The sequence below is a fragment of the uncultured Kordia sp. genome (assembly GCF_947489565.1).
In the GTDB taxonomy this organism is placed as follows: Bacteria; Bacteroidota; Bacteroidia; order Flavobacteriales; family Flavobacteriaceae; genus Kordia.
The window spans coordinates 1-25,767 of record NZ_CANLEA010000017.1 but is presented as its reverse complement, the minus strand read 5'-3'; the positions used below and the strand labels follow the sequence as shown (position 1 = coordinate 25,767).

Below are 25,767 nucleotides of genomic sequence, written 5' to 3'. Positions count from 1 at the left end.
CAAATAAGAAGAGTTTTTTTTAAATAAGATTAGACTGCTTGTGTTGCTAAATAAAAAGTTTTCTCTGCTTGTTTTATATGACGCTCATTATGATATATTATCACCCTAAAAGTATCTCCTAGTCTTAATTTGATAAATTTTGAAATAGAAATTGCCGTTTTAGTTTTATCTAAATTTACATGTTTTGCTTTGCTCAATAAATCAATGATTTGATGTTGCTGGCTAATAAAAATTTCAAGAGTCTCAGCAGTTAGCTTTGAATTCAGAGGATTCATAGATTTAAATGTTTTCATTTTGTTTAAATTCTCTTTGTAAGCAACTGATTTACTAAAATAGTTTCCAAGCCAATTGCTTTTAAAAACTTCTGAGTTTTTATACTTTGAATTCGCTATTCTCTTCGTGATTTCAGGAATATAAAAATCACCATATCGGTTTAAATGTGCTATACATTCCAAAACGCTCCAACTTTGCGGATTTTGTTTCCAGTTTAAAGAGCTTATCGGTTGGCTCTTAAAGCTTTCAATCGTGTTGATATTCGCTCGTGTAAGCTCTAATAAATTTTGTAATAATTGATTTGATGTTGATACCATTGTTTTTTTATGACAAATTTCAGTATCAACTAGTTCAAAAAAATTGATTCAAATTAAGATTTTTTAATTCTTGAAAGTGTTTCAGGAGTCATTCGTAAATATGAAGCAATATACTTATGAGGTATTTCTTGGAACAACTGCGGACTTCGCTGCAAAACTCTATGATACCTTTCTAAAGGTGAAGATGTAAGAATATCTCGTTCTCTTTCCATTTGTTGCAGCACAAAACTTTCTAAAATTGCCAACCACAATTTTCTATTTTCAGTTGATGCATTAATGAAGTTGATATAATCTTCTTTACGAATCGCTTTTACGGTTGTTTTTTTAAGTGCTTGAATGTAAAATTCAGATGGTTTTCCATTTAAAAAAGAATCTAAAGCTGCTATCAAATTATTTCGATATCCAAAACGAATGGTTTGCTCTTCAAATTCATCAATTACAAAAATACGCAGGCTTCCACTTTTTACTAAATACATATTAGTATCAACAGTGCCTTTTACTTTTAAGTATTCATTGCGCTCTAAAGTGATTTCTTTATACCAAAGATCTTCATCATGTATTCGGTCAATCAATGTTGAAATTGGATTCATATTTTTGAGTTTTATATTGCTTCAAACAATTTGCCCGGCAATGGTTTTACAACTCCTTTCATTTCGAGTTGCAATAAAATAGGCGTGATTTTATGAATCGGCAATTTACATTCTAAGGCAATACGATCTAATAATGTTTGTCCTTTTTCTTGTAAATATGAATGAATAATGGCTTCTTCGGGATTTAAATCGACAAATAACTGTTTTTGTACAGGTTGAAACGACTCAACTTCCAATTCCCAACCTAAAAGATACACAATATCTGCTGCAGACGTTAAAATATGTGCGCGTTGTTGTTTGATTAAGTTATTGCAACCAATACTTTGCGAATCACCTACTCTGCCTGGCACTGCAAACACATCTCTATTGTATGAATTGGCAATATGTGCCGTCACCAAACTTCCTCCTTTTTCGGCAGATTCAATCACAATGGTGGCTTGTGTCATTCCTGCAATCAAGCGATTTCTTTTTAAAAAATTTTCTCTATCCGGATTGGATGTACTCCAAAAATCAGTCACAAAAGCACCGTTTTCTTGTACCGATTGCATATAACGGCGATGTTCTTTTGGATATATTTGATTCAAACCATGCGCCAAACAACCTATGGTTGGAATGTCATTTTTAATCGCTGCGCGTTGTGCTACAATATCAATTCCGTAGGCAAAACCAGAAACAATTGTAGGTTGCAATGGTGACAAATTAGCTATCAATTCTTCACAGAATTGTTTTCCATAACTCGTAGCTTTTCGCGTTCCAACAATACTGATCATTTTGGAAGCGTTCAAATTGGCATTTCCCTTTTGAAACAATATAATAGGACTATCTGCACAATGTTGTAAACGTGTTGGATAACTTTCATCCAAAAAGTAATGCGTTTGAATGTTTTCTTTTTGAATAAATTTTAATTCGTTTTCAGCAGCTTTTATATGTGCTGCATTCTGTAAATCGGCTAGAATATACGTGCCAATTCCATCTATCTTTCGTAAGTTTTCTTTCTTTTCTTTCAGTACAGCTGTTGCGCTTCCACAATGTTTTATCAACCTTTTTGCAATAACATCGCCAATTTTTGCGGTTTTTTGCAACGCAAGTGCATATATTAATTCTTCTTCAGAATTCATATTCGTTTCAAATTAAGCTACTAAAATTACAGGATTTTTAAAAGATTAATGAGACGTATATAAAGTTTTTAAGACAACAAAAATGTCCATTTTTACATACCTTCTTTCCGTTTTAAAATTGTCATCAGCATATAAATAGTTGTATTAAGAGCTGATTTCAACATGAAAAAAGAAAAATTATACGATTTAAATTGTTGATTCATACCGCTAAAAACCTAATGTTAATAAAAAGTTACGTCGATATTTTATTGGCTTCAAAATTTTCCTAACTTTGTTTTAATGAGATTAGAATTATACATAAGCGACCTTTTATACAGATACGAATGTGTCACTGTGCCTAACTTCGGTGCCTTTTTAACGCAACGAAAAGGAGCGCAAGTACATCATACGACCAATGCCTTTTATCCACCAACCAAAGAATTGTCATTCAATGCACAATTGAACTCCAATGATGGTTTGTTGGTAAAATACATTGCAGATCTTACAAAGGAAGATTATGAAAGTACGCTACAAAAAGTACTTTCGGAAGTAGATACATGGAAAAAAGACTTAAATAATTCTGAAATTATTTCGCTTGAAAATATTGGTGATCTTTCTTTAAATGTAGAAGGAAAAATACAATTTGAACCATCGTATCAACTGAATTACCTAACCTCATCATTTGGACTTTCATCGTTTGTTTCTTCGGAAATAAGTAGAGTTGTTGAAGAAGTTAGAGAGGAAATACGTCCTATAGTAGTTCAAGAGGAAGTTGAAGAAGCCATTCCGTTACCAATTGTTGAAGAAACACGTCGCAGACGTTTTCCTTGGACATACGCCGCAGCTGCAGCTATTATTTTAACCGCAGGTGTTTTTGGATTTAACGAATACAGCAAGACACAGCAAGAACAACAACAAATTGTTGAAGATGGCAAAGCAAAAAAATCAATTGACAAGTACATTCAACAGGCAACGTTTTTTAGCACAAATCCTGTAGAATTGCCATCAATAAAACTACAAGTTGCTAAAGAAGTACAAAACTATCATGTGGTAGCAGGTGCGTTTAGAATTGAAGGAAATGCACATGAAAAAGTAGCTGAATTGCAAGCAGATGGTTTTGATGCCGAACTACTAGGTCAAAACCGTTATGGTTTACACCAAGTATCATACGCAAGTTTTTCTACACGTGCTGAAGCTGTAACAGCATTGGCAAAAATAAAACAAACCAAAGCGCCAGAAGCTTGGTTACTCGTTACGAAATAAGAATTTTACAAATATACATTTATAAAAGACCGCTACTGTTAGCGGTCTTTTTTTGTATGTACCTAACTATCATTGGGTAACACTTCTCCTTCCCCATTTCATCTTTTTGATGATAAAAATTTCTTGTAAAAATTGTTTATGCTTATTTAGATTGAATTAAAATAAAATATATATTTGCATTCAAATTAAATATAATGAGTCTAAATAAAAATAATATTCTTGTTTGTTTTTTGATGTTTATCGCTGGAATTTTAAATGCACAACAATCAAATACTACCGAAAAAGATTCGCTGAAAACTGAAGCTTTAGAAGATGTGGTCATCACAGCAACCAGAACAAAGCGTCAATTATCTTCACTTCCTTTACCAGCTACTATTGTTTCTAAAAAAGACTTAAAAGCCATCAATGCAGTGCGTTTGAGCGACATTTTAAACGAACAAAGTGGCTTGATTACTGTTCCTGATTTTGGTGGCGGAGAAGGCATCCAAATGCAGGGTTTAGATTCTGCTTATACACTTATTTTGATTGATGGAGTTCCACTCATTGGCCGTTCTGCAGGAACGTTGGATGTAGATAGAATTACGGTTGGAAACATCAAACAAATTGAAATTATAAAAGGCGCTTCTTCCTCTCTATATGGAAATGAAGCACTTGGTGGCGTGATCAATATTATTACGGAAACTCCAAAATATGGTATCAACGGAAGCATTCAACAACGAACAGCTTCGTTTGAAACCTACGATACACGTGCCGATATTGGCTACAAAAATGACAGATTCAGCATTTCCGGATTTGTAAATCGCTACAGTAGCGACGGTTACAATTTGACGAATAACACAGTTTCCAATACTGTTGAACCGTTTGAGAATTACACCATTTCATCAAAAGCAACGTATCAATTTTCTGAAAAAACAGCTCTTCTTTTTTCTGGTAGAATCTTCACACAACAACAAGACAATATTGCTTCTGAAACTTTGCAAGGAGAAAGTAGGGTAAACGAATGGAATGTGCATGCAAAATTAAATCATACGTTTAATGATAAATGGCAAAGTACCTTAGAAGTATACAGCACAAATTACTATGCTTCCGAATTTTTAGATGACATTACTGATAATACAACTTTCAGTGGTGCTTCTTTCGATCAAAATATGATTCGTCCAGAAATACGAACTGTGTACAAAGCTTCTGAGAAAGCTTCATACATTGGCGGAATTGGATATACGTATGAAACCTTAGATCGAACATTTTTTAGTAAAACACCAAAGTTTAAAGCGCCGTATGCGTATGTACAATACGATGGAAATCCGTTAGAAAAGTTAAATGTAATTGTGGGCGCACGATTCGATAATCATAATGTATACGCTTCACAGTTCAGTCCAAAACTAGCACTTCGCTATGAAATCAATCCAAAACTAGCTGTCAAAGGTTCAGCCGGATACGGTTTTAAAGCACCCGATTTTAGACAACTATATTTCAATTTCACCAATGCAACGGTTGGATATACTGTGCTAGGATACAATGCGGTTGCTGATGCCATTGCACAGTTAGATGCCGAAGGACAAATTGCCAATCAATTGGTTCCTGTAAGTGCATTTTCTGATGAATTGAAACCTGAAAGTTCGCTCGCCATCAATATTGGATTCGATTATAAACCGACTTCCAAACTGTCTGTACAACTCAATTTTTTCAGAAATACCATTGACGATTTAATCGACACCAGAATTATTGCCAATAAAACCAACGGGCAAAATGTATTTAGTTATACAAACATCAATGAAGTGTACACACAAGGTTTGGAGTTTTCAAGCACTTGGAAAATAATTGAAAATCTAAAATTTTCCGCAGGATATCAATTGTTGTTTGCGAAAGATAAAGCTGCAAAAGAAGCTTTTGACAATGGAGAAGTATTTGCCAGAGAAAGCACCAATTCGCCTTCTTTTCAGTTAGAAACTTCCGACTATTTCGGCTTGTTCAATCGTTCTCGACATATGGCAAATGGAAAACTGTTTTACAGCATTCCTAAATGGAATCTCAACACAAATCTAAGAGCCGTTTATCGTAGTAAATACGGAATTAGCGATGCAAACGGAAACGGCTATTTGGACAACTATGATGACTTCGTAAATGGATATGCTATTTGGGACTTTGCCGTTAACAAAACGATATATGACAATTATACATTCGGTGTAGGAGTTGACAATTTGTTTGACTTTACCGATCCGCAAAATATCAGCAATATCGCTGGCCGTATTATTTACGGAAACCTAACAATTCAATTCTAATTACTAATACAATTTATCATGAAAACCATCAAATTTTTAACCTTAATCTTACTAAGTATAGGATTCGTTGCTTGTAGCAATGACGACGACGCAACGACGCAATTACTACCTGTAAATTCAGAAACGATCAACAATTTACACGCACCACAAAATGGAGGTCAAGGACAACCTGTTTCAGGAACTTTTGCCAAGTTTAATTTTGCTACTGGCGAAACTACTACAAGCGAAACTGATTGGGATATTGCTTTTAGAGGAACTTCTATCATTATTAATGGAGGCGCTTCTTTAGGAACTACCGATGAACCTGCACGTACAGGAAATGCCGCGGTATATATTGCCGATGGAACTCTGAGTTCTGTAACTGAGGTAAGCTCTGAAAACTTAGTGCAAGATAGCACTACTAGTTATGCTATTGCTACAGGAAGCGGAAATGGTTGGTATACATATGCTGGTCCGCCAACACATTTAATTAATCCAACACCAGGAAAAATACTAGTCGTACGTACACACGACGGAAAGTATGCAAAATTAGAAATCTTAAGCTATTACAAAGACGCACCAGACAATCCGGATGCCTTTGTAGATGAAAGCCGCTACTTCACTTTTAATTATGTGTATCAACCTAATGACAATGTGACTAACTTCTAAATCAATCCTCATGAAAAAAATCGCAATATTAATTGTAATGTCGTTTGCATGTATCGGTATTACACAGGCACAAAGTAAAAAGAAGAAAGACCGAAACGCCATCAAAGAAATGTGTGGTTGTTTTGAAGTTACTTTCAACTTTGCAGAAACATTTCAGTACGATCAAGATTCATTATACAAACCATCTGAAACAAAAATTGCCAAAGGCTTGGAATGGGCAGAATTGGTTGTAGATGAAAAGAATAAAATATCTATCCAACATTTATTACAAGTAGGAAATCCAGCAAAACCACATATTGTAAAACATTGGCGACAAGATTGGCTGTATGAAAATACCGATTTTTATATGTACAACGGAGATAATAACTGGCTTTTTGAAGAAAAATCAAAAGCTGATGTCAAAAAACAATGGACACAAAAGGTATTTCAAGTAGATGACAGTCCGCGATATGAAGGCTCAGGAACTTGGGTTCATGTAGACGGAAAAAGCTTTTGGGAAAACACAACCGATGCGCCATTACCAAGACGTGAGTATACAAAACGAAGCGATTATAACGTAACGGTTCGTGGAAACAGACATGAAATTACAGACAACGGTTGGATTCACGATCAAGACAACTTAAAAGTAGTTCGTGAAGCAGGAAAAGAAGACATCATCATTGCCAGCGAAAAAGGATACAATGTGTATAAAAAAGTGGCGGATAGTCGTTGTAAAGCTGCTGCCGATTGGTGGAAAGCACATCAGGCAAAATGGGCAACAGTTCGTGAAAAATGGAATGAGGTTTACGAAAGAAACTCTCATTTATCACTAGAAGCGAAAGTAGATAATAAAGCATTGTATAAGCATTTATTTGCGGATGAAATCAAGAAAAAAGAAGAAATCAATGAAGTCATTGAATCTTTTGTAAAAAAATAAAAAGCTATGAAAAACATCAAAATATATCCTGTTTGCTTGCTGCTTTTGTTTGTCGGTATGGCTTTAGGACAACAATCCAATGAATTTTTGAGCAGAGCCTATTGGAAAACAAATCCAAGCATTGCAGATATTGATCAAAAAATAGCCAACGGAAATGACATTGCACAACTAGATCGGAATATGTTTGATGCAGTTTCCATGGCAATTATTGAAAAAACAGATAACAAAACCATTAAATATTTACTTTCTAAAAAAGGGAATGACGTTAACAAACTTACGCATGACGGAAGAACGTATCTATTTTGGGCGATATACAGAGATAATCTGGAAATAATGCGATTTTTAGTTGAAAAAGGTGCGAAAACGGACCTCATTGATAGTCACGGATATTCTTTGGCAAACTTTGCAGCAGTTACAGGTCAGTTACATACTGAGCTTTATAATTTTTGTCTCATTCATGGTGCAGATTTTACAAAAGAAGTCAATAACGATGGCGCAAATGCATTGCTGTTAGTAGCACCTTTTGCTAAAAATTATTCAATTATTGAATATTTTATTTCGAAAGGAATTTCACTAAAAAGTACAGATACAAACGGTAACGGAATTTTTAACTATGCGGCCAAAGCAGGAAATATTCCACTAATGAAACGTTTGATTGACAACGGAATTGACTATAAATCTGTAAGTACAAAAGGAGAAAATGCGATCATTTTTGCCAGTCGCGGATTGCGTAGAAAAACGAACACTCTGGAAACTTTTAAATATTTAGCTTCCTTAGGAATTCCTCCAAACATAACAACAACTGATGGAGAAACACCTTTGCATGCACTTTCATATAAATCGCAAGATCTAGAAACCTTCAAATATTTTGTGGACAATGGTGTTAACGTCAATCAAGCAAATGCCGATGGAAACACGCCGCTGTTATATGCTGCTTCCCGAAATGAAGAAGCGATCGTTCGGTATCTGACTTCACAGACAAAAAACATCAATCACCAAAACAAAGAAGGGAAATCTGCTTTATCAAATGCCGTATATCGTAATACGCCAGAAGTGGTCGCTTTTCTATTGGAAAAAGGAGCAAATATCAATGTCGTAGATAAAGAACAAAACAATCTCGGTTACTATTTACTGAAGAATTACAATGCTAAAAAGCCTGAAAACTTCCATAAAAAACTGGCTTTGTTACAACGAAAAGGATTCAATTTTAAGAAACCGCAACCTAACGGAAACACCTTGTTTCATATAGCTGTTGATACCGAAAATATAGACCTCATCAAATATGTACAGTCACTTGGAATTGATGTAAACCAGCAAAACAACGATGGAATTTCACCTTTGCACATCGCAGCAATGAAAGCGAAGAATACAAAAGTTTTAAAGTATTTATTATCCATTGGAGCAGACAAATCGACAAAAACTGCTTTTGAAGAAAGTGTATACGATTTGGCACTCGAAAACGAAGTATTACAACAAGAAAATATAGACATCACTTTTTTGAAATAATCTTATGCAAAAAACAATCATAACCTTTTTTACAATCACTAGTTTACTTGCTGCATGTGTGCTGATGAGTTTTACCAATGCAGAAAAAAGCGCTAAGTATAAGTGCATGATTCAGATGAAAAATTATACTGGAGAAGGCGCATATATTGCCATTTCTTTATTAAATGCGGAAGGAGAATATGTACAAACATTATATGTACAAGGAAACGATGACGAATGGTATTCAGACATTACCGAATGGTGGAAGTTTCATGGAAAAAAACGTCCAGATATTGATGCCATTACTGGCGAAACCATCAGTGGTGGCGAACGCAAAATCAGCGTGATTGAAATACCAGATAGCAAACTCAATACGGGTTATAAAATTCGTTTTGAAACAGCGGTAGAAGATCAGGAATATTATACAGATGATGTACAGTTTGAGCTAACTTCCAAAAGCATTAAAAGTAAAGTAGAAGGAAAAGGATTTATACGATACATTCGTATGATTCCGCAATAAATTTAGCTATCTGATGGCAATTTCAATCTGGAGATATAGTCACCTTGCGTTGGCTATATCTTCTTCACTTTTTATTGTAATGGCTTCCTTGACGGGAATTATTCTAGCATTTGAACCTATTTCAAATCAGCTAGCGCCTTTTGCTATCGAAAATTTAGATGAAATATCCATTGCCAATACTGTGGAGGTTTTACAACAAAAATACGATGAAGTTATTGAGGTAAAAGTGACGAATGATGATTTTGTCGTGGCTGCTGTCATTACAAAAGAAGGTGACAGCGAAACATTTTATATAGATCCTATTTCTGGAAAAAAACTAGGAAATATTGTTGAAAAAGCACCAATTTTCAAATTTGCTACCAATTTACATCGTTCGCTTTTTCTAAAGAGCACAGGACGTTTTTTAGTAGGTTTTGCATCACTCTTACTATTGCTTATTGCCGTTACTGGAATTTTGCTTATTGCAAAGCGTCAAGGAGGTTTTAAACGTTTTTTCTCAAAAGTGGTCAGAGAGAATTTTCAACAATACTATCATATTCAATTCGGGAAAATACTATTTATTCCTTTGGTGATTATTACGCTTACAGGCGTTTACTTATCGCTTGAAAAATTCGCCTGGCTTCCATCCTATCAAGTTTCGCATCAAACCACAGAACTTTCAGAAACAATTCCTGAAAAGATGCTTCCATCAGATTTTAAATTGTTTCAAAATACATCTTTAGCCGAAGTAAAAAAGATTGAATTCCCTTTCTCCACAGACATAGAAGATTATTTTTTGGTAGCACTTATAGACAAAGAAATACAAGTTCATCAATATACAGGAGACATTTTAAGTTCTTACGAATTTCCTTTGGTGGCGTTGGCTTCGCAATGGAGTTTGGTATTACACACAGGACAAGGTAGCATTTGGTGGGCAATTGTATTATTGCTCGCCAGTATTGGGTTGTTATTTTTCATCTATTCAGGTTTTAAGATGACGCTGAAACGTACCAAAAAGCAATTAATACCTAAAAATATTCATGATAAAAACGATGCTGAATTCGTCATTTTAGTAGGTTCTGAAACAGGAAATACTTATCGTTTTGCAACTCTATTTTACAAGGCGCTTCTCGCGAACAGGAAAAAGGTATATATCTCAACATTAAACACATATACGAGTTATTCAAATGCGAAACATCTTATCGTAATGACTTCCACGTATGGCGAAGGAGAAGCACCGAGCAATGCTAAAAACTTTGAAAAGTTACTTCAAAATAGCATCCAAAAAAATACGATTCATTATTCGGTGGTTGGTTTTGGATCGTTACTGTATCCTGAGTTTTGTAAATACGCTGTAGATATAGATGCAATCCTAAAAACACATGGCAATTTCGAATCAATTATGCCCATATGTAAGATTAACAATCAATCGTTTACGGCATTTCAAGATTGGGCAAAACAATGGGGAAATCACACCAAAATTCCCATTAAAATTGAAAAGCCAAAAGTCAATGTAAATCTTAAAAAATTACGTTCATTTTCAGTGGTAAAACGTTCTGAGTTGAATGAAGATGACACTTTTTTAATTCGGCTGAAGCCTACAAAAAAGCAAAAATTCCAATCGGGTGATTTATTGTCTTTCTATCCTGAAAGTGATTTGATAGCACGTCAATATTCTATTGGAAAAATAAACAATGACATTGTATTAAGCGTGAAAAAACATGAATTTGGAATCTGTTCTACCTATTTGAGTCAGCTTGCTACAAATGCTATGGTAAAAGCCAAGATTCAACGAAATTACGAGTTTCATTTTCCAAAATACGCCGATGAAATAGTCATGATTGCTAATGGAACTGGAATTGGTCCTTTTTTAGGAATGATCAACGAGAATCAACAGCACAAAAAACTGCATCTATTTTGGGGAACACGCACCAAAGCTTCTGTAAAAGTGTACAAAGATATTCTCGATAACGGTTTGGCATCTAAAAAACTTACGAGTTTACATATTGCCTATTCCCAAGAAACTGCCACCAAATATTATGTGCAAGATGTCATGAAACAACAGCAAAATTTGATCGCGAATGTGTTAAAAGATAATGGAGTTATTATGATTTGTGGCGCTGTTGCTATGCAAAATCAAGTCTTGAATTTACTAGATACCATTACAAGATCAAAGCTAGAACTACCATTGAGCGAGTTTGAAAGCATGGAGCAACTAAAAATGGATTGTTATTAAAAGAAAATATATGTGTAATTCATTAACAACTATTAGTCAAGTAAATAGCGGAATTTTAACGTTTTGCAAAACCTGCAACATTTATCATTTAGAATTCTCAAACATTTATTTAGAGTTTTCTGAAGCGCAATTTGAAGAATTCAGCGCTTATCTATTCACTATTGAAATTGGATATTGGGAACATAAATATGCAAATGTGAATATAAAGCGTAAAATTCCAATTCCTACCACGCAGGACAATTTAATGTTACTGTTTAATAGGCATGAAATAGAAGAACTCAAAGTCCTTTTTTGTAGCAAATCAACTTCAGAAAAGCCACTTTTAGATGTTTCACAAATAGATTACACACTTGTTATAAATTAAATATTTAGCCATGTAAAAAATAACAAAGCATGAGAAGAAGTACTAAAGATTTGCCAATTATTCGATACAAATCTTCTCATACAACAAGGGACTTATAAGTTTTATAAAAATTGGTTTTAGCATCAATTACACTACGTTTTTATTATAAGGTGTTTATGGAAGTAAGGTGAATTGATCCGCAAATTTTAAAACTTATTGTTTGTAATTTATAGGTGTTGAAGTTATAAGATTACACACTAATTGCACTATGTATTACAGAAAGCCCTTGTGAACTAATTGCGCTCTTAGGAGCGCAATTATTGTTGTTTTTTAGCTTTGTTACAAACGAATCTGTGTACCTTTGCAAAAAATGTATTGATGGAAACAAAACATCCAAAATCATCGAAAACGGTTATGACCGACTTGGTATTGCCAAGTGAAACAAATCCGTTAAATAATTTATTTGGTGGCGAATTGCTAGCACGTATGGACAGAGCTGCAAGTATTGCCGCACGTAGACATTCGCGACGTATTGTAGTTACGGCTTCTGTGAATCATGTAGCGTTCAATCGTTCTATTCCTGTAGGAAGTGTGGTTACGGTTGAAGCTAATATTTCTAGAGCTTTTAAATCATCCATGGAGATTTATATTGATGTTTGGATTGAAGATCGTGAATCTGGTATGCGCGATAAAGCGAACGAAGCTATTTATACGTTTGTTGCTGTAGATGATACGGGACGACCTGTACAAATTCCTTGTTTAGTTCCAGAAACGGAATTGGAAAAAGAACGTTTTGATGGCGCGTTGCGAAGAAGACAATTAAGTTTAGTACTCGCTGGAAAGATGAAACCAGATGACGCCACAGAATTGAAAGCCTTATTTGGGTAATAATTTTATAAAAAACTAAAAGCGGGAAAATTAAATTCCCGCTTTTTTTATTATTTCTAAAAGGTACACATAAAATCTGTGTCACAAAATAATGTACCACAATCTGAAGTACAATCTGCTCTGGTACAGTTCCATGCTGTCTTTAAAGGTCCACATCCATCAGAACATCCTGATGTAAATGCTCCTCCAACTAGATTATCGTCTTTATTCAAATCGGAGATTGATTTTTTGTTTAGTTTTAATGATTTAAGATTTCTTTTTTTCATGATTTAATTAGTTTTTGTTTATACTCAAACTTATTTTTTTATTTCTCATGATAAAAAACTACTGAGTCGGAATGTAATTTTGGTGAACCTGAATGTTCTTTTAATGAGGTTAAGTGTAAAAAACGAGTATTATGCTACTTTAAAATTCCCATATTTCAATGGAATTCTGAAAGTTACCATTGTATTTTCTATGGAAGATACTTCGTACTGAATGTCCATTTTGTGTACTTTTTGAATGTTTTCAATACGCTGTTTTATGATATCTGTACTCATGGAACGATGCAGCATTCCCGATTTTTTTGGCGAAGTAGTCATGCCTTTTCCGTTGTCTGTAATAGAGATTAAAAGATCGCTCTCTCTTTTAGAATAGTCAATGGTAATTTGCCCATTTTCTATGGAAGAAATACCGTGTATGATGGCATTTTCTACAAAAGGTTGTGTCAACATGGGCGGAATCATAATATTTGAACAATTTAATTCTTCAGCAATTTCAATAGAAAATGTAAAGTTTGCATTGTTGTTTAAAGATTGTAATGTCAGGTATTTTTCAATAAAATTAATTTCTGTTTCTAACGGAATGAAGTCAATATCTGAAGATTCTAACATGTTTCGCATTAAGGCGCCAAATTTTTGCAAAAATGTAGTCGCAGTTTCTTTGTCTTCTTTGTAAATGTATCCTTCTATCGCAGCTAATGCATGAAAAAAGAAGTGCGGATTGAGCTGCGTACGCAAAAACCGTTGTTGCAATTTTTCTTTGTCTAAGTTGATAATTGCTTCTGTAAGTTTTTGCTTTTGTTGTCTGTTTTTATACCATATCAATCCTAAAATAAAGAGCAGAATTATACCTCCAATAATTCCATAAATAACATACGATTGTTGTTCTATTTTTAGCTGTTGCAATGCTTTTTCTGAGTTCAGCAATGTGATTTGCTTTTGCTTTTTGTCATTTTCATACTTTTCTGTGATTTCGGCAATGGCTTTTTCTTGATTTTGACTGTGTAAGGTATCTTTTAGCTGGTTATACAGCACAAAAGTTTCCGTTGCTTTTTTGTACTTTTTTGATCCTTGATATGCTTTTGCCAAATCACTGAGTAAAGGAACTTTTTCTGCTGGAATATTGGTTTTTTCGAGTCCTGTTTCTAAATATAAAATTGCTTCGTCATACGATTTGAGTTGTAAGCATGCGTAACCCGCTTTGTAAAATAAAAAATATCTAAATTCAGGATAATTATATAGCTTTTCTGCTGTTATTGCTTTCTGAAAACTTTCTAAAGCAATTTCATAAGTTTCCGCCGAAAGATGCATATTCCCTAAGACAATATAGATTTTTGGCAATAAACGTTGTTCTTTTTCGGCTATACAAAGTGCTTCTGCTTTTTTTGCATACATAAGTGCTTTTGGGATCTCTTCCAAATTTTGATGTATCAGCGATTTACTCATATAAGTACTGATTTGCATGTAGAGAAATCCTCCATAATTGAGATCTTTTTTATCTATGGATGCTATTCTTTTTATTAATAGCGCTTCCAATTTATCAAGATATTCTAAAGCTCTTTTGTAGTATTTTAAGCTAGATAAAATTGCACTAATGCTGGATAAGTTTACAAAATAGTTAATATCATCTTGCATGTTTTCACTTTCATAAATAGCCGCTGTTTTGTAATAGATTTCTAAGGCTTTTTCATTGGTATTTTTATCCAAATATATTTCTGCCAACGATAAGTAAAATTTGAGCAACGCATATTTATATTTTGGCTTATGAAGCATTACAGAATCCTTTTGAATAGTTGTATGAATCAGTGTTTCTGCTTCTTCATACTTTTTTTCAAGTTGTAGCAAATATATTTTACGACTAATGGCATCAAAGCGTGCCGGAGAGTTTTTTGTGAGTTTGGTATATTTTTCTAGATATACTTTTCCGCTATCAATATTTTTGCGTGCATAAAAGGTGATAATTTTTATGTAATTGCTTCTATTTTCTTCTATATTTTCCGCTGTCAGTATCCGTTTAGTACTATCAATCACACGGTATTCTTCCTGTGTATTAATGTCTTGACTTTGCAAGCATACAGGAAATAGCAAGCTGATAATGGCAACAAATATTCGCATTCGCTTATTTTAGATTTAAACTTTGATGTTACATAATGTTCAATCGTTTGTATAAATTTTCTTTGAACGTTCGTCCTATTGGAATATGCGTACGTTCTTTAAGACATAGCATTTGCTCTTTTTCGTCAATGTGTACAATATAATTTAGGTTAATTCCGTACAATCTGTGTACTTGGATAAAGTGAGAATTCAGGGAACTTATCAAGGCTTTTAAAGAGTTTCTCAATTGAAATTCTTTGTCATTTTTATCGACAAGTGTCACATAGTTTTTAGAAGTAATTTTTAAGAGTTTGACTTCTTGTAAATTTATTTTTCGCAGCTTGTATCCTACTCTCACGGTTAAAAAAGTGGCATCATCTTCGGTAGAAACTGCTGTGTTTTCTTGATTAATATTTGGTTTTTGTTTTTGTAAAGCCAATTCAATTGTCGCTTTTAAGGTTTCTTGCTGAATGGGTTTTACTAAATATCCTGATGGCTGAATTTTTACTGCTTTTTCTATGATATCGCTTGCTGTTAAAGCCGTCGTATATATGATAGGAATGGACGAAAAACTTTTAATGACTTTTGCTAATTGAATGCCTTCGTTGTCATTTTGCAGATTGATATCGAGCAGAATAATGTCTGGGATATTTTGTTGAATAGCCTGCAGTGCTTCTTCAAAAGTGGTGCAAATTTGCTGTACTGCATGTCCGATGGCTTTTACTTTTTCTTGTAAAGCATACGCATGATTTTGATCGTCTTCAACAATACAGATTTTGGCCATTTGTAACTTTTTTTCAGTTTAAATATAGGGTTTTTATTTTAGTTGTTGGTTGCTTGTTTTTGGTTGCTAGGTTTTTACTTATGCTTTGGTTTTTTGTTTTTGTTTGTACTGAACTTGTTGATTTGTTGATTTGGTTTTTTGCCTTTTTGTTTACACTGAGCTTGTTGAAGTATTCATTTGTTTTGTAGCAAATACATGAATTATTTTAGTAGTTAGACGTTTGTTTTTATGTCTGCTGAACTTGATGCAGTATCTTACCTCTTTTATATGTTTTTGGTTTTCAAGTTGATATTTTTTGTCACGAATTCACGAATGTTTTTTTGGGTTTACTCTTATGTTGATTTGCACGAATTTGGGCATTTGTTGCCAATTTATTTATTTGTTTACACTGAGGTAGTCGAAGTGTTGCTTTGTTTTTGTCAGTTGGAATTGCGTGTACTTTTACATTTAAAATTTTGAGTTTTACATTTTGTATTTAGCTCTTTAGTTTTTGTCACGAATTCACGAATGTTTTTTGGTTTACTCTTATGTTGATTTGCACGAATTTGGGCGTTTGTTGCCAATTTATTTATTTGTTTACACTGAGGTAGTCGAAGTGTTGCTTTGTTTTTGTCAGTTGGAATTGCGTGTACTTTTACATTTAAAATTTTGAGTTTTACATTTTGTATTTAGCTCTTTAGTTTTTGTCACGAATTCACGAATTATTATAGCTTTTCGGGGTTTTGCGTCATGCTGAACTTGATGCAACATCTTATCTCTTTATATGCTTTTGACTTTTGAGTTGGTCTTTTTTGTCACGAATACACGAATTATTTTTAGTAATTAGACGTTTGTCTTTACATCATTTTGAACTTGATGCAGCATCTCATCTGTTTTATATGTTTTTACCTTTTGAGTTGGTCTTTTTTGTCACGAATACACGAATTTTTTTAGTAACTAGACGTTTGTATTTACGTCATTTTGAACTTGATGCAGCATCTTATCTCTTTATATGTTTTTGCCTTTTGAGTTGATATCTTTTGTCACGAATACACGAATTTTTTTTAGTAACTAGATTTTTGTCTTTACGTCATACTGAACTTGATGCAGCATCTTATCTCTTTATATGTTTTTACCTTTTGAGTTGGTCTTTTTTATCACGAATACATGAATTTTTTTAGCTTTTTTTTGTTTTTGCATCTCGACTCCGCTCGATATGATATCTCAAAAAATAATGCACTTTTATTACTTTAAAATTTCATCTAATTATATTTTTAGATAGAACTAAAAATAAGTTTACCCCAACAATAAAATCAATAAATACTACATTTTGCAGGACTTACTTTTTGATTGTATGTTTTAATATTGAACACCATTAATATTAAAACATTACCATTATGAAAAAGCAAAATTTGAAAGAGTTACGACTCAACAAAAAAAGCATCTCTAATTTAAGCTATGAAGTTCTTGGCGGAAAAACCTATGAAACTATTCTGTCATATGACGGTACATTAAGTACGATGGCTCCATGCCAAGGAGGCACTAGCTGTTGCAATAATACAGATACTTGGGAACCTGCGCCTATTGGATAGCAAACCTAGGAAATAGTATTGATGAATGAAGCGGACTTTTTTGAGTCCGTTTTTTTGATGCCAAATATACTCTAGCTCCGCTCAGTGTAGCTTTGCTACATTCTATACAACCAAGTTTCTGGATTTAAACGTGTAGTGTTTTTGAAGACTGTGAATTTAAGTTCCGTTTTTCCGTTACTTTTATTCGTAAACATTGTTCCGATTTGCTGCTTTTTAGAAACTTTATCACCTGTTTTTACAGAAACCGATCGAAGTCCGAAATAGGTTGTAAAGTAACTTCCATGACGAATTAAGACACATTTTACACCTTCTTTTGTAGTGAATATTCTGGTGATTTCTCCTTTGTAAACAGCACGTACAGTTTCACCTTGATTTGTAGCAATGATCACTCCATTACTCACACGTGTTACATTCGGGTTTACAACATCGCGATAGTTTCCATAACCACGTACTTTGGTTCCTTCGGCAACTGGCCAAATATGCTTTCCTTTGTTGGCTGCAAAACTGCTTCCAATGGCTTTGGCTTCTGGAGTTAATGCATAGGTTTTGCTTGTAGTGGTTTTTCCAGCTTTTTTGTTGGAACTCGCAATGGCATCACGGATAATTTTGTCTATTTGACGATCAATTTCATCTGCTTGTTGTTGCTTTTTTCGGACTTGTGCTGCGTATTTGTTTTTGTCTTTTCGCAACGACGTCAACATTTCGTTTTGTATCTTTTTTTCCTTCTCGAATTCTTTTTGCACTTTTCGGTTTTCGACAATGAGTGCTTCTTTTTCCTTTTTTTGTTCCGAATAGGTTTTGTTGAGCTCTTGCAATTCTTTGGTACGAACCACAATAGCTTCTCCTTGCTTCTTGCGATAGTCCGTGTATTGTTTCATGTATTGCACACGTTTGTAGGCTTGCAGGAAGCTTTCCGACGAAAGTAAAAACATCAATCTACTCTGTTCTGAACGACTTTTGTAAGTCTTTCGAATCATTTCAGCATAGTCCGCTTTTAGCTTCGTTAAATCGTCTCGTAAGTCTGCTATTTTCTTGATGTTGTTATTGATTTGACTCGTCAATAGATTCGTTTGACGATTCATCACTTTAATCAAATCACGCTTTACACGAATTTTATGATTTAAGCTTTGCACATCTTCAACAATAAATTTCGTTTTAGAGGTGTTTTTGCGAATCAATTTATTGATCAGTCGTATTTCTTTTTGCAAACGCTGACGCATAGCTTCTAATTCTTGCTTTTTGTCCTGCGCCATACTTGCAGTACTTACCAATAAAAGTAAGACTACTGTAATTTTTCGAATGATATGTTTGTTAAATATTGACTTCACTAGATTTTTATTTCGGTATATCCACTTGGAATTTTAAACGGAAAACGCACTTTTTCGTTGAATGTTACTTTGCGATATTCGACCTCAATTTTTGTAGTTTTATTGAGTTCTTCCGCTTTTATTTCTACATTTTTCGGAAATGCTTGTCCTGTTATTTCTTGGTATGTTGGATATTCAATGGTAAGCAAACGTTGTTCTTGCTTTTGTGCTAATTGTTGCTTTTTTACTTTGAAATGAAACGCATCTAAAAAGAATAAGCGTTTGAAAAGTTCAAAATCTTCCTTCGGAATTAACGCATAGGTTTTATCGACAACTTCCGAGTCAAATTTTTCTTTTTTTAGATTGAATAGTGCATCACCAATTAGTAAGTTTTGTACTTTCTCAAAATCCAATTCAGTTCCAATAAATTTACTGATGAGTTTAAAATCGCCCACAAAATAAGTATTATCCAATTTGCTATAGAATTTTACTTCATTCGGCGTCATGTATATTTTTACAAAAGATAGTTTCGCGCTAATCCAAATGGCTTTGTCTTTTTCCATGCGTAGACTTAGCGTGAAGTTATCTTGCATTTTTCCATCATCAAAATTCACTTTTAGTTTCCCACGAATCGTTTTGAATTTTAAGCTATTTCGGTAATGGTTTTTGATGATATTTTTGGTAGACAGATTGGTAACTTCACCCGAAGACACTACTGTTTTTGTAGACGTACAACCTACTAAAAAGAGTAATACCATACTAGTGATATAGATGTGAATTCTGTTTTTCAAATGTTTTATTTTAATGTGCGAAAACGCTTATTGTATTTTTTTACGGTAAAATTTTTCCTTTTTGGAGTTGCCCATTTTCTTGTATGCGTCAACAAAGGTTTGATAGAATTCTTTTTCAAGTGGCGCATCATCAATAATATAATCCAACCCAATTTCAAGCATTTCTATCGCTTGCTTGTATTCTTTTAACGCATTTAATGCCTTTGCATTGTATAGATATAGTTTTGGTTGCGAAGGAAAGTCACTCAAACCAAGTTTAGCCAATCGATTTGCAGCTTCATATGATTTGGTTTGTAAAGCGTCTTTTACTTGATCTAATATTTTGCCATCGCCTCTAACTCTAGGTTTTGGTGTTTGATCGATAATGTCAGCAACTTTACCATCGGACTTCTTTTTTTTGCGGACTTGTTTTTCCAACATCAACTTCATATTGGCAGCTGTAAATGATAATCCGCCACTTTTTTGAAGTTTTTCAAGTTCCTTTAGCGCTTTTTTGTATTCGCGCATTCCAACATATACTTTGGCAATTTCTTCTCTAAATATTGGATTGAGTCGTACTACTTTTTTTCCAGTGTCTAAAGCTTCTTCACGTTCGCCCATTTTGACTTGCACATTGAATAAGCCCGTAAGATACCATTGATTTTGTGGTTTTTTGTTGACTGCCGTTTGAAACGATTCTTTCGCTTTGTCATATTCTTTGAGTGAGAAATAGTTTTTTCCCAGCTCAAAAGAAATCGCTGCGCTGTTGTCTATTTTCTGGCATTTCAGCAATTCATCTACAGCACGATCAAAGTTTTCAATACCGCGTTGTTTTAGCGCTTCAAAGAAATGTTCTTGAAAATCGTCTATGTTTTCTTCTAGTGAAATTTCGGCACTTTCTTCTTCTTGTGCATGTACAAACGCAGGAATTGTGAATAGCATTCCTGAAAGTAATAGTATGTACATGTATTTTTTCATCTGTCTTTTAGTTTAATTGCAGTTATTATATGCTTTTACAACCGTTTCCACATCTTGTTTTCGGTAGGTTTTGTCTTTTAGTTTTGCTACTATACTTGGGCAATCGGCAAAATATTCCATCGCTCTTTTCTTAAACGATCTGGAAATACGTATGGTGATTAAAGGTAGTGCTATTTTTTCACCTTTTTTTAATACATAAAATTCATCAAAATCATTAAAGTCATACATTATAGGCTGCATAGTTCCTGGATGAAATACCGCTGGCGATGATGTATAACTTACACTTCGCGCATATAACGTTGCGCTTCCTTTTGTGATGACCTTAAAAAGCTCATGTTTATTTTTAGAAACCGCTATATATTTGTAAACAGCAGTTTCTGAATTCTCATACGTAAAGACAACTTTATCTACTTGTTTGTGATCAAATTTTTCCTTTTTTGCCTTTTTATTTTTTTTGAATTTTACTCTTTGTTTTCCACTGAAAGAAATCAAATCTTTAGAAACTCTTGGAAACTTAATGAGTCCGTTTTTTGCCGTTCCATTTTTTAAATACAATGTTCCTTCTGTCCAACCATGCTGCGCAAAGGTTTGAAGACTTATAAAGATACATAGTACTAAAATTATTTTCTTTATCTGTATTGTACTCAATTATTATTCCAAGCTTGAATAGTCTCCAATACTAATTTTAGTGAAATTTCCATCAAATTTTGCATGGTTTCCAATCATAGCTTCGTCTAAATTAGCATTTTTTACCGTAGAATTGGTTTGTATTAAGCTATTTTTAAGACTTACATTTTCTAATTGTGTATGGTCTCCTACGGAAACATTTGGTCCTACTGTAGAATTTTTAATGACTACATTTTCACCGATATAGCATGGTGGAATGATTTCTGAGTTGATTACTTGTGCAGAATCTGCCACTAATTTTTCGCCATCAGCTTGTAAAAACCCTAGTATTTTTCCATTCGTTTCTACGGTTACGTTTTTGTTTCCACAGTCCATCCACTCGTCTACTTTCCCAGTCACAAAACGACGTCCTTTTGCCATCATTCCTTTGATTCCGTCATTAATCTGGTATTCGCCACCGTGAATGATATTATTGTCTAATACGTATTGCAACTCTTCTTTGAGAACGCCCACATCTTTAAAATAGTATATTCCGATCACCGCTAAATCTGATACAAATTCTGCTGGTTTTTCTACCAATTCTATGATTTCGTTGTTGTCATTTAATTTTACAACTCCGTATGCTTCTGGACGCTCTACTTGTTTTACCCAAATAGCTGCATCGGCATCTTTGTCCAAATTAAAATCTGCTCTTATTAAAGTATCAGCATAAGCAATTACGGCTGGACCTGATAAAGAATCTTTTGCACACATAATAGCATGACCTGTTCCTAACGGTTGATCTTGGCGATAGATACTTGCTTTTGCTCCTAAACTTTCTGCTAATTCCGTTAGACTTTCTACCACATCATCTCCAAAAAATGCTGGATCTCCTAATACAAATGCTACTTCTTCGATAGGTTCTCCTAATACTTTTGCGATATCAGAAACTAATCGGTGAACAATTGGTTTTCCGGCAATGGGAATTAATGGTTTTGGAACCGTAAGTGTATGTGGACGAAGGCGTGAACCTCTTCCTGCCATAGGTACTATTATTTTCATCTCTTGTTGTTGTTTAGGTTTTACTGTTGGCTTTCGCCGCTAGTTTTTATTGTTGTTATCTTTTGACTGTTTTTTGTCAATTTGGTTTTTTTGTTGATTCGTTAATTTGTTGATTTGGCTTTTGCTTACTCTTGTGAGTTTTTTGTTGATTTGTCTGTTTGTTAATCTCTTAACTCAACGCTTTTAACTCTTAGCTTAGCTTTTCGTGCTTACTCTTGACTTTTAACTTTTACCACGAATGCACGAATCTTTTTTATTGATTTATGCTTACTCTTGTGAGTTTTTTGCTGATTTGTCTGTTTGTTAATCTCTTAATTCAACGCTTTTAACTCTTAGCTTAGTTTTTCGTGCTTACTCTTGACTTTTAACTTTTACCACGAATGCACGAATGTTTTTTGTTGATTCGTTGATTTGTTGATTTGGTTTTTGCTTACTCTTGTGAGTTTTTTTATTGATTTGTTATCTGTTGCTTCTTGTGAAAGTTACTAATACCTATTGCCCAAAACCTAATGCCTTTATACTTTCAGAGTACTTCTCGATACAATTTTCTATCTATCTAGACTGAGCTCGATATGACAAAAATCACTCGAAGTGATGTTTTGTGTTTTTTAGTGATTAGGTTTCTGAGAATCCTGTTTTAATTTAAAATTTTACATTCAACATTTAGCATTTAATACTATTTCGTTCCTGTGCTTCCAAATCCGCCAGCGCCTCTGTCTGTTTCTGAGAGTTCGGATACTTCTTGCCATTCGGCACGTTCATGTTTTGCAATGACTAATTGCGCGATGCGTTCTCCATTTTCTACCGTAAATGCTTCTTTGGATAGATTGACAAGAATTACACCAATTTCTCCTCTGTAATCTGCATCAACAGTTCCAGGAGCATTGAGTACTGTGATTCCTTTTTTTGCGGCTAATCCGCTTCTTGGACGTACTTGTGCTTCGAATCCTATTGGTAATTCGATGAACAATCCTGTTTTTATGATGGCTCTGTCCATTGGTTCTAAGGTAACTGACTCCGAAAGGTTTGCACGTAAGTCCATTCCGGCGGAAGCCAACGTTTCATAGTGTGGTAATGCGTGTTGGGATTTGTTGATGATTTTTATGGTCATTGTTTGATACTTTTTTAGGTCTTGGGTCTTGGGTCTTTGACTTTTTTATTTGTCTTTTTGTTAATTCGTTAATCTGTTTTTTTGTCAATTTGTTGATTTGCTTTTTTAAATACTTTTACATTTAAAATTCAGCATTTAACATTTAGTATTTCACCACTAAGAGCCTTTTCGTAATAAGCGTTTTAATTCTTTTCGTTCGGCTAAATATATTATTGCCAAAAATACTAAAACTAATGCAGTCACAAGGATATAATTTCCTCGAACTCCGTCATAGAAAACGATTGCTGTAAATGCTGTAGCTAGTATGACGTATCCTCCTATTTGTTTGATATTGTATGGTACAGCATAATGCTTTTGTCCAAGGAAATACGAAATAACCATCATGCTTCCGTATGCAACTAATGTTGCCCAAGCTGATGCCATGAATCCTATGATTGGAATCATTAGTAAGTTGAATACGATCGTTACCATCGCACCAAAAATAGAAATGTACATTCCGTACTTTGTTTTGTCTGTGAGTTTGTACCAAATGGAGAGATTGTTATAGATTCCCAAACAGAGATTTGCCAAGAGAATGATAGGCACAATGGCCAATGCGTCTAAGTATTCTTTTTTACTGATGAGAATATTTGCAAAAATGTCAATATAAGCCACCACAACTAACATAAAGATTGCTCCAAATATGGTAAACCATTTGAGAATGGTAGCATAGTTATTTTTAGCATTTTTTTCTTTTGCATGATTGAAAAAGAAAGGTTCTGCACCTAATCGAAATGCCATGATGTACAAGGTCATGAAGACTCCAAGTTTGTAACAGCCAGAGTATTTTCCCATTTCGGCATCGCCAATAAATTCTCCTAAAAAGAGCTTGTCAATGTTTTCATTAGTTACAAATGCCAAACTTCCTACCATTATAGGCGATCCGTAAATTAAGAGTCGTTTTAGAATACTGAAATCATACGTCCATTTGATTTTGAGAATATTCGGCAGTAATAATATAAGCGTCAATAGACTTGCAAATACATTTGCTAAGAATATATATATAACTTCTGGTTCTCCATCTACATAGAAGTTGAGCGCATCTGGCAACATTCCTTCCGAAAGGATTCCATTTGGAATTGCCCATAAGAAAAGTATGTTTAGCACAGCTAGAAATACAATGTTTGCAATTTTGATTCCCGCAAAGCGAATCGGCCTGTTGGTTACACGCAAGTAGGCAAATGGAATGACGACAATGGTGTCTAAAAATACTGTCCACACCAAAATTTTGACATACATTACTTTTTCAAATCCGAAAAAATGTGTGATTTCTGATGCAAAAGTCAAGCCTAAAGCTAAGAAAATGAACGTTGTAAAGAGTAAACTGATAAATGATGTGGAAATGATTTTTCCTTTTTCTTGTTCTTTACTGAAGAATCGGAAGAATGCAGTTTCCATTCCGTACGTAAGCAACGCATTCAGATAAGCTGCGTATACATAGTATTCTGTATTGACCGCATAACGTTCTGAACCAAAAGCGTCGGTATGTAATCTGACTAATCCAATATTGACAGCACGTGGTAGTATTGCTGCAATTCCATAGATTATGGTGTCTTTGAAGAACTTTTTTAGTGCGCTCAAGGAATGTTTTGTTTACCTTTCAAAAGTATTGATTTCTACGGGCTTTGCCAAAAGGATTTTTACATGATCATTGAGATTTGAATATATGCGATATTTACTGCTTATTTGGTGGTGCGCTTGGATAGTATATTGGGAATCTGTAGATGATGTTTTCAAGCTTGTAATATTTTAGTTTTCCATCTTCTTCATAACTAATGATTCCTTCGTTGTTTTTTAACTCGCCTGGAAATTTAGGCTGTAATTTTGGCGGTTCGTTTCCGGCTTCTTTTTTATGATCATTGTGTAGAATGATTTCTTTTTCAACAGGTTTTAGATAGCGTGCTACATATAATCCGTTGTTGTTGGTACTATTGTCTTCTAATTTTGTCTTTTCGCCTCTAAAATAAAAATCCTTTAGCGTGATTTTTTTTGTATTTAGATTTTGAATAGTCATGTGTACATTGAGTCCGCCTCCGCCGCCTTCTTGTCCCGAAGTCCATGGTTGCGAAAAGGAAGATAGCACCGTAAATGGTGGTTTTTCTTGAAGTTTCATAGTTGTTTGTTGTGATGAACAGCTTGTAAAACCGATGAGTAATAGTATGGGAAGTATGTTTTTGATGTATTTGTGCATGTTTGTTTTTAGCTTACTTTGTTCTGAATTTTTGTTGATTTGTTCATTCGTTGATTTGTTGATTTGTTGATTTGTTTTTTTCACTCATAACCCAACACTTTTAACTCTTAGCTTTTTGTGCTTACTCTTGACTTTTAACTTTTACCACGAATTCACG

24 protein-coding genes are annotated in these 25,767 nt (G+C 34.0%); 10 read left to right on the top strand and 14 right to left on the bottom strand.

What is annotated here, in order from left to right:
* Positions 1-29: 29 nt before the first annotated feature.
* The 3 genes from Q0845_RS20440 to dprA are packed head-to-tail and all read right to left on the bottom strand — an operon-like array spanning position 30 to position 2,298.
* Positions 30-590, bottom strand: a complete 561-nt coding sequence (locus Q0845_RS20440) for a DinB family protein (RefSeq protein ID WP_298517130.1) — start codon at positions 588-590, stop codon at positions 30-32.
* Between the two features lie 53 nt (positions 591-643).
* The gene (locus Q0845_RS20435; protein ID WP_298517127.1) at positions 644-1,180 is read right to left on the bottom strand and encodes a Crp/Fnr family transcriptional regulator; all 537 of its coding nucleotides are present in this window, start codon (positions 1,178-1,180) and stop codon (positions 644-646) included.
* 11 nt (positions 1,181-1,191) lie between these two features.
* A complete protein-coding gene (gene dprA / locus Q0845_RS20430; protein WP_298517125.1) occupies positions 1,192-2,298 on the bottom strand; it encodes a DNA-processing protein DprA in 1,107 nt (368 codons plus the stop codon).
* 279 nt (positions 2,299-2,577) lie between these two features.
* Here dprA and Q0845_RS20425 point away from each other — a divergent pair, with 279 nt between their 5' ends.
* The 9 genes from Q0845_RS20425 to Q0845_RS20385 all read left to right on the top strand — a co-directional run bounded on the left by Q0845_RS20425 (position 2,578) and on the right by Q0845_RS20385 (position 12,837).
* On the top strand, positions 2,578-3,540 hold the full coding sequence (locus Q0845_RS20425; RefSeq protein ID WP_298517123.1) for an SPOR domain-containing protein: 963 nt from the start codon (positions 2,578-2,580) through the stop codon (positions 3,538-3,540).
* A 194-nt stretch (positions 3,541-3,734) separates the two neighbouring features.
* On the top strand, positions 3,735-5,822 hold the full coding sequence (locus Q0845_RS20420) for a TonB-dependent receptor (RefSeq protein WP_298517121.1): 2,088 nt from the start codon (positions 3,735-3,737) through the stop codon (positions 5,820-5,822).
* A gap of 18 nt (positions 5,823-5,840) precedes the next feature.
* Entirely contained in the window at positions 5,841-6,470 is a 630-nt protein-coding gene (locus tag Q0845_RS20415; protein ID WP_298517119.1) for an HmuY family protein, read from the top strand.
* A gap of 10 nt (positions 6,471-6,480) precedes the next feature.
* Positions 6,481-7,386 carry a DUF6607 family protein gene (locus Q0845_RS20410; protein ID WP_298517117.1) on the top strand — a complete coding sequence of 302 codons (906 nt, stop codon included), beginning with the start codon at positions 6,481-6,483 and terminating at the stop codon, positions 7,384-7,386.
* Positions 7,387-7,392: 6 nt separating this feature from the next.
* On the top strand, positions 7,393-8,892 hold the full coding sequence (locus Q0845_RS20405; protein WP_298517115.1) for an ankyrin repeat domain-containing protein: 1,500 nt from the start codon (positions 7,393-7,395) through the stop codon (positions 8,890-8,892).
* A gap of 64 nt (positions 8,893-8,956) precedes the next feature.
* The gene (locus tag Q0845_RS20400) at positions 8,957-9,391 is read left to right on the top strand and encodes a DUF2271 domain-containing protein (RefSeq protein WP_298517326.1); all 435 of its coding nucleotides are present in this window, start codon (positions 8,957-8,959) and stop codon (positions 9,389-9,391) included.
* Positions 9,392-9,404: 13 nt separating this feature from the next.
* A complete protein-coding gene (locus Q0845_RS20395) occupies positions 9,405-11,606 on the top strand; it encodes a PepSY domain-containing protein (protein ID WP_298517113.1) in 2,202 nt (733 codons plus the stop codon).
* Between the two features lie 10 nt (positions 11,607-11,616).
* Positions 11,617-11,970 (top strand): DUF6686 family protein, encoded by a 354-nt coding sequence (locus Q0845_RS20390; protein WP_298517111.1) that lies wholly within the window; start codon positions 11,617-11,619, stop codon positions 11,968-11,970.
* Between the two features lie 357 nt (positions 11,971-12,327).
* Positions 12,328-12,837 carry an acyl-CoA thioesterase gene (locus Q0845_RS20385; protein WP_298517110.1) on the top strand — a complete coding sequence of 170 codons (510 nt, stop codon included), beginning with the start codon at positions 12,328-12,330 and terminating at the stop codon, positions 12,835-12,837.
* A 56-nt stretch (positions 12,838-12,893) separates the two neighbouring features.
* Here the strand turns inward: Q0845_RS20385 and Q0845_RS20380 are convergent, their stop codons facing one another.
* The 3 genes from Q0845_RS20380 to Q0845_RS20370 all read right to left on the bottom strand — a co-directional run bounded on the left by Q0845_RS20380 (position 12,894) and on the right by Q0845_RS20370 (position 15,975).
* Positions 12,894-13,103, bottom strand: coding sequence for a hypothetical protein (locus tag Q0845_RS20380; protein WP_298517108.1), 210 nt, complete (start codon positions 13,101-13,103; stop codon positions 12,894-12,896).
* Between the two features lie 129 nt (positions 13,104-13,232).
* Positions 13,233-15,212, bottom strand: a complete 1,980-nt coding sequence (locus Q0845_RS20375; protein ID WP_298517106.1) for a histidine kinase — start codon at positions 15,210-15,212, stop codon at positions 13,233-13,235.
* Between the two features lie 28 nt (positions 15,213-15,240).
* Positions 15,241-15,975 (bottom strand): LytTR family DNA-binding domain-containing protein, encoded by a 735-nt coding sequence (locus Q0845_RS20370; protein WP_298517104.1) that lies wholly within the window; start codon positions 15,973-15,975, stop codon positions 15,241-15,243.
* 1,376 nt (positions 15,976-17,351) lie between these two features.
* Here Q0845_RS20370 and Q0845_RS20365 point away from each other — a divergent pair.
* Positions 17,352-17,546: a hypothetical protein gene (locus Q0845_RS20365; protein ID WP_298517102.1), complete on the top strand. Its 195-nt coding sequence runs from the start codon at positions 17,352-17,354 to the stop codon at positions 17,544-17,546.
* Positions 17,547-17,641: 95 nt separating this feature from the next.
* On the opposite strand, the gene Q0845_RS20360 is transcribed toward Q0845_RS20365, so the two are convergent.
* The 8 genes from Q0845_RS20360 to Q0845_RS20325 all read right to left on the bottom strand — a co-directional run bounded on the left by Q0845_RS20360 (position 17,642) and on the right by Q0845_RS20325 (position 25,694).
* Entirely contained in the window at positions 17,642-18,874 is a 1,233-nt protein-coding gene (locus Q0845_RS20360; protein ID WP_298517100.1) for a peptidoglycan DD-metalloendopeptidase family protein, read from the bottom strand.
* Positions 18,874-19,644, bottom strand: coding sequence for a DUF4292 domain-containing protein (locus Q0845_RS20355; protein ID WP_298517098.1), 771 nt, complete (start codon positions 19,642-19,644; stop codon positions 18,874-18,876). The genes Q0845_RS20360 and Q0845_RS20355 overlap by 1 nt, the downstream gene beginning before the upstream one ends.
* Before the next feature lie 27 nt (positions 19,645-19,671).
* Positions 19,672-20,601, bottom strand: coding sequence for a tetratricopeptide repeat protein (locus tag Q0845_RS20350; protein WP_298517096.1), 930 nt, complete (start codon positions 20,599-20,601; stop codon positions 19,672-19,674).
* 12 nt (positions 20,602-20,613) lie between these two features.
* Positions 20,614-21,249 carry a hypothetical protein gene (locus Q0845_RS20345; RefSeq protein WP_298517093.1) on the bottom strand — a complete coding sequence of 212 codons (636 nt, stop codon included), beginning with the start codon at positions 21,247-21,249 and terminating at the stop codon, positions 20,614-20,616.
* A gap of 3 nt (positions 21,250-21,252) precedes the next feature.
* A complete protein-coding gene (locus Q0845_RS20340; RefSeq protein WP_298517091.1) occupies positions 21,253-22,269 on the bottom strand; it encodes a sugar phosphate nucleotidyltransferase in 1,017 nt (338 codons plus the stop codon).
* A 676-nt stretch (positions 22,270-22,945) separates the two neighbouring features.
* A complete protein-coding gene (gene dut, locus Q0845_RS20335; protein ID WP_298517089.1) occupies positions 22,946-23,380 on the bottom strand; it encodes a dUTP diphosphatase in 435 nt (144 codons plus the stop codon).
* A gap of 156 nt (positions 23,381-23,536) precedes the next feature.
* Complete coding sequence (locus Q0845_RS20330) at positions 23,537-25,000, bottom strand: oligosaccharide flippase family protein (protein WP_298517087.1); 1,464 nt, start codon at positions 24,998-25,000, stop codon at positions 23,537-23,539.
* A 94-nt stretch (positions 25,001-25,094) separates the two neighbouring features.
* Entirely contained in the window at positions 25,095-25,694 is a 600-nt protein-coding gene (locus Q0845_RS20325) for a hypothetical protein (RefSeq protein WP_298517085.1), read from the bottom strand.
* Positions 25,695-25,767 lie beyond the last annotated feature (73 nt).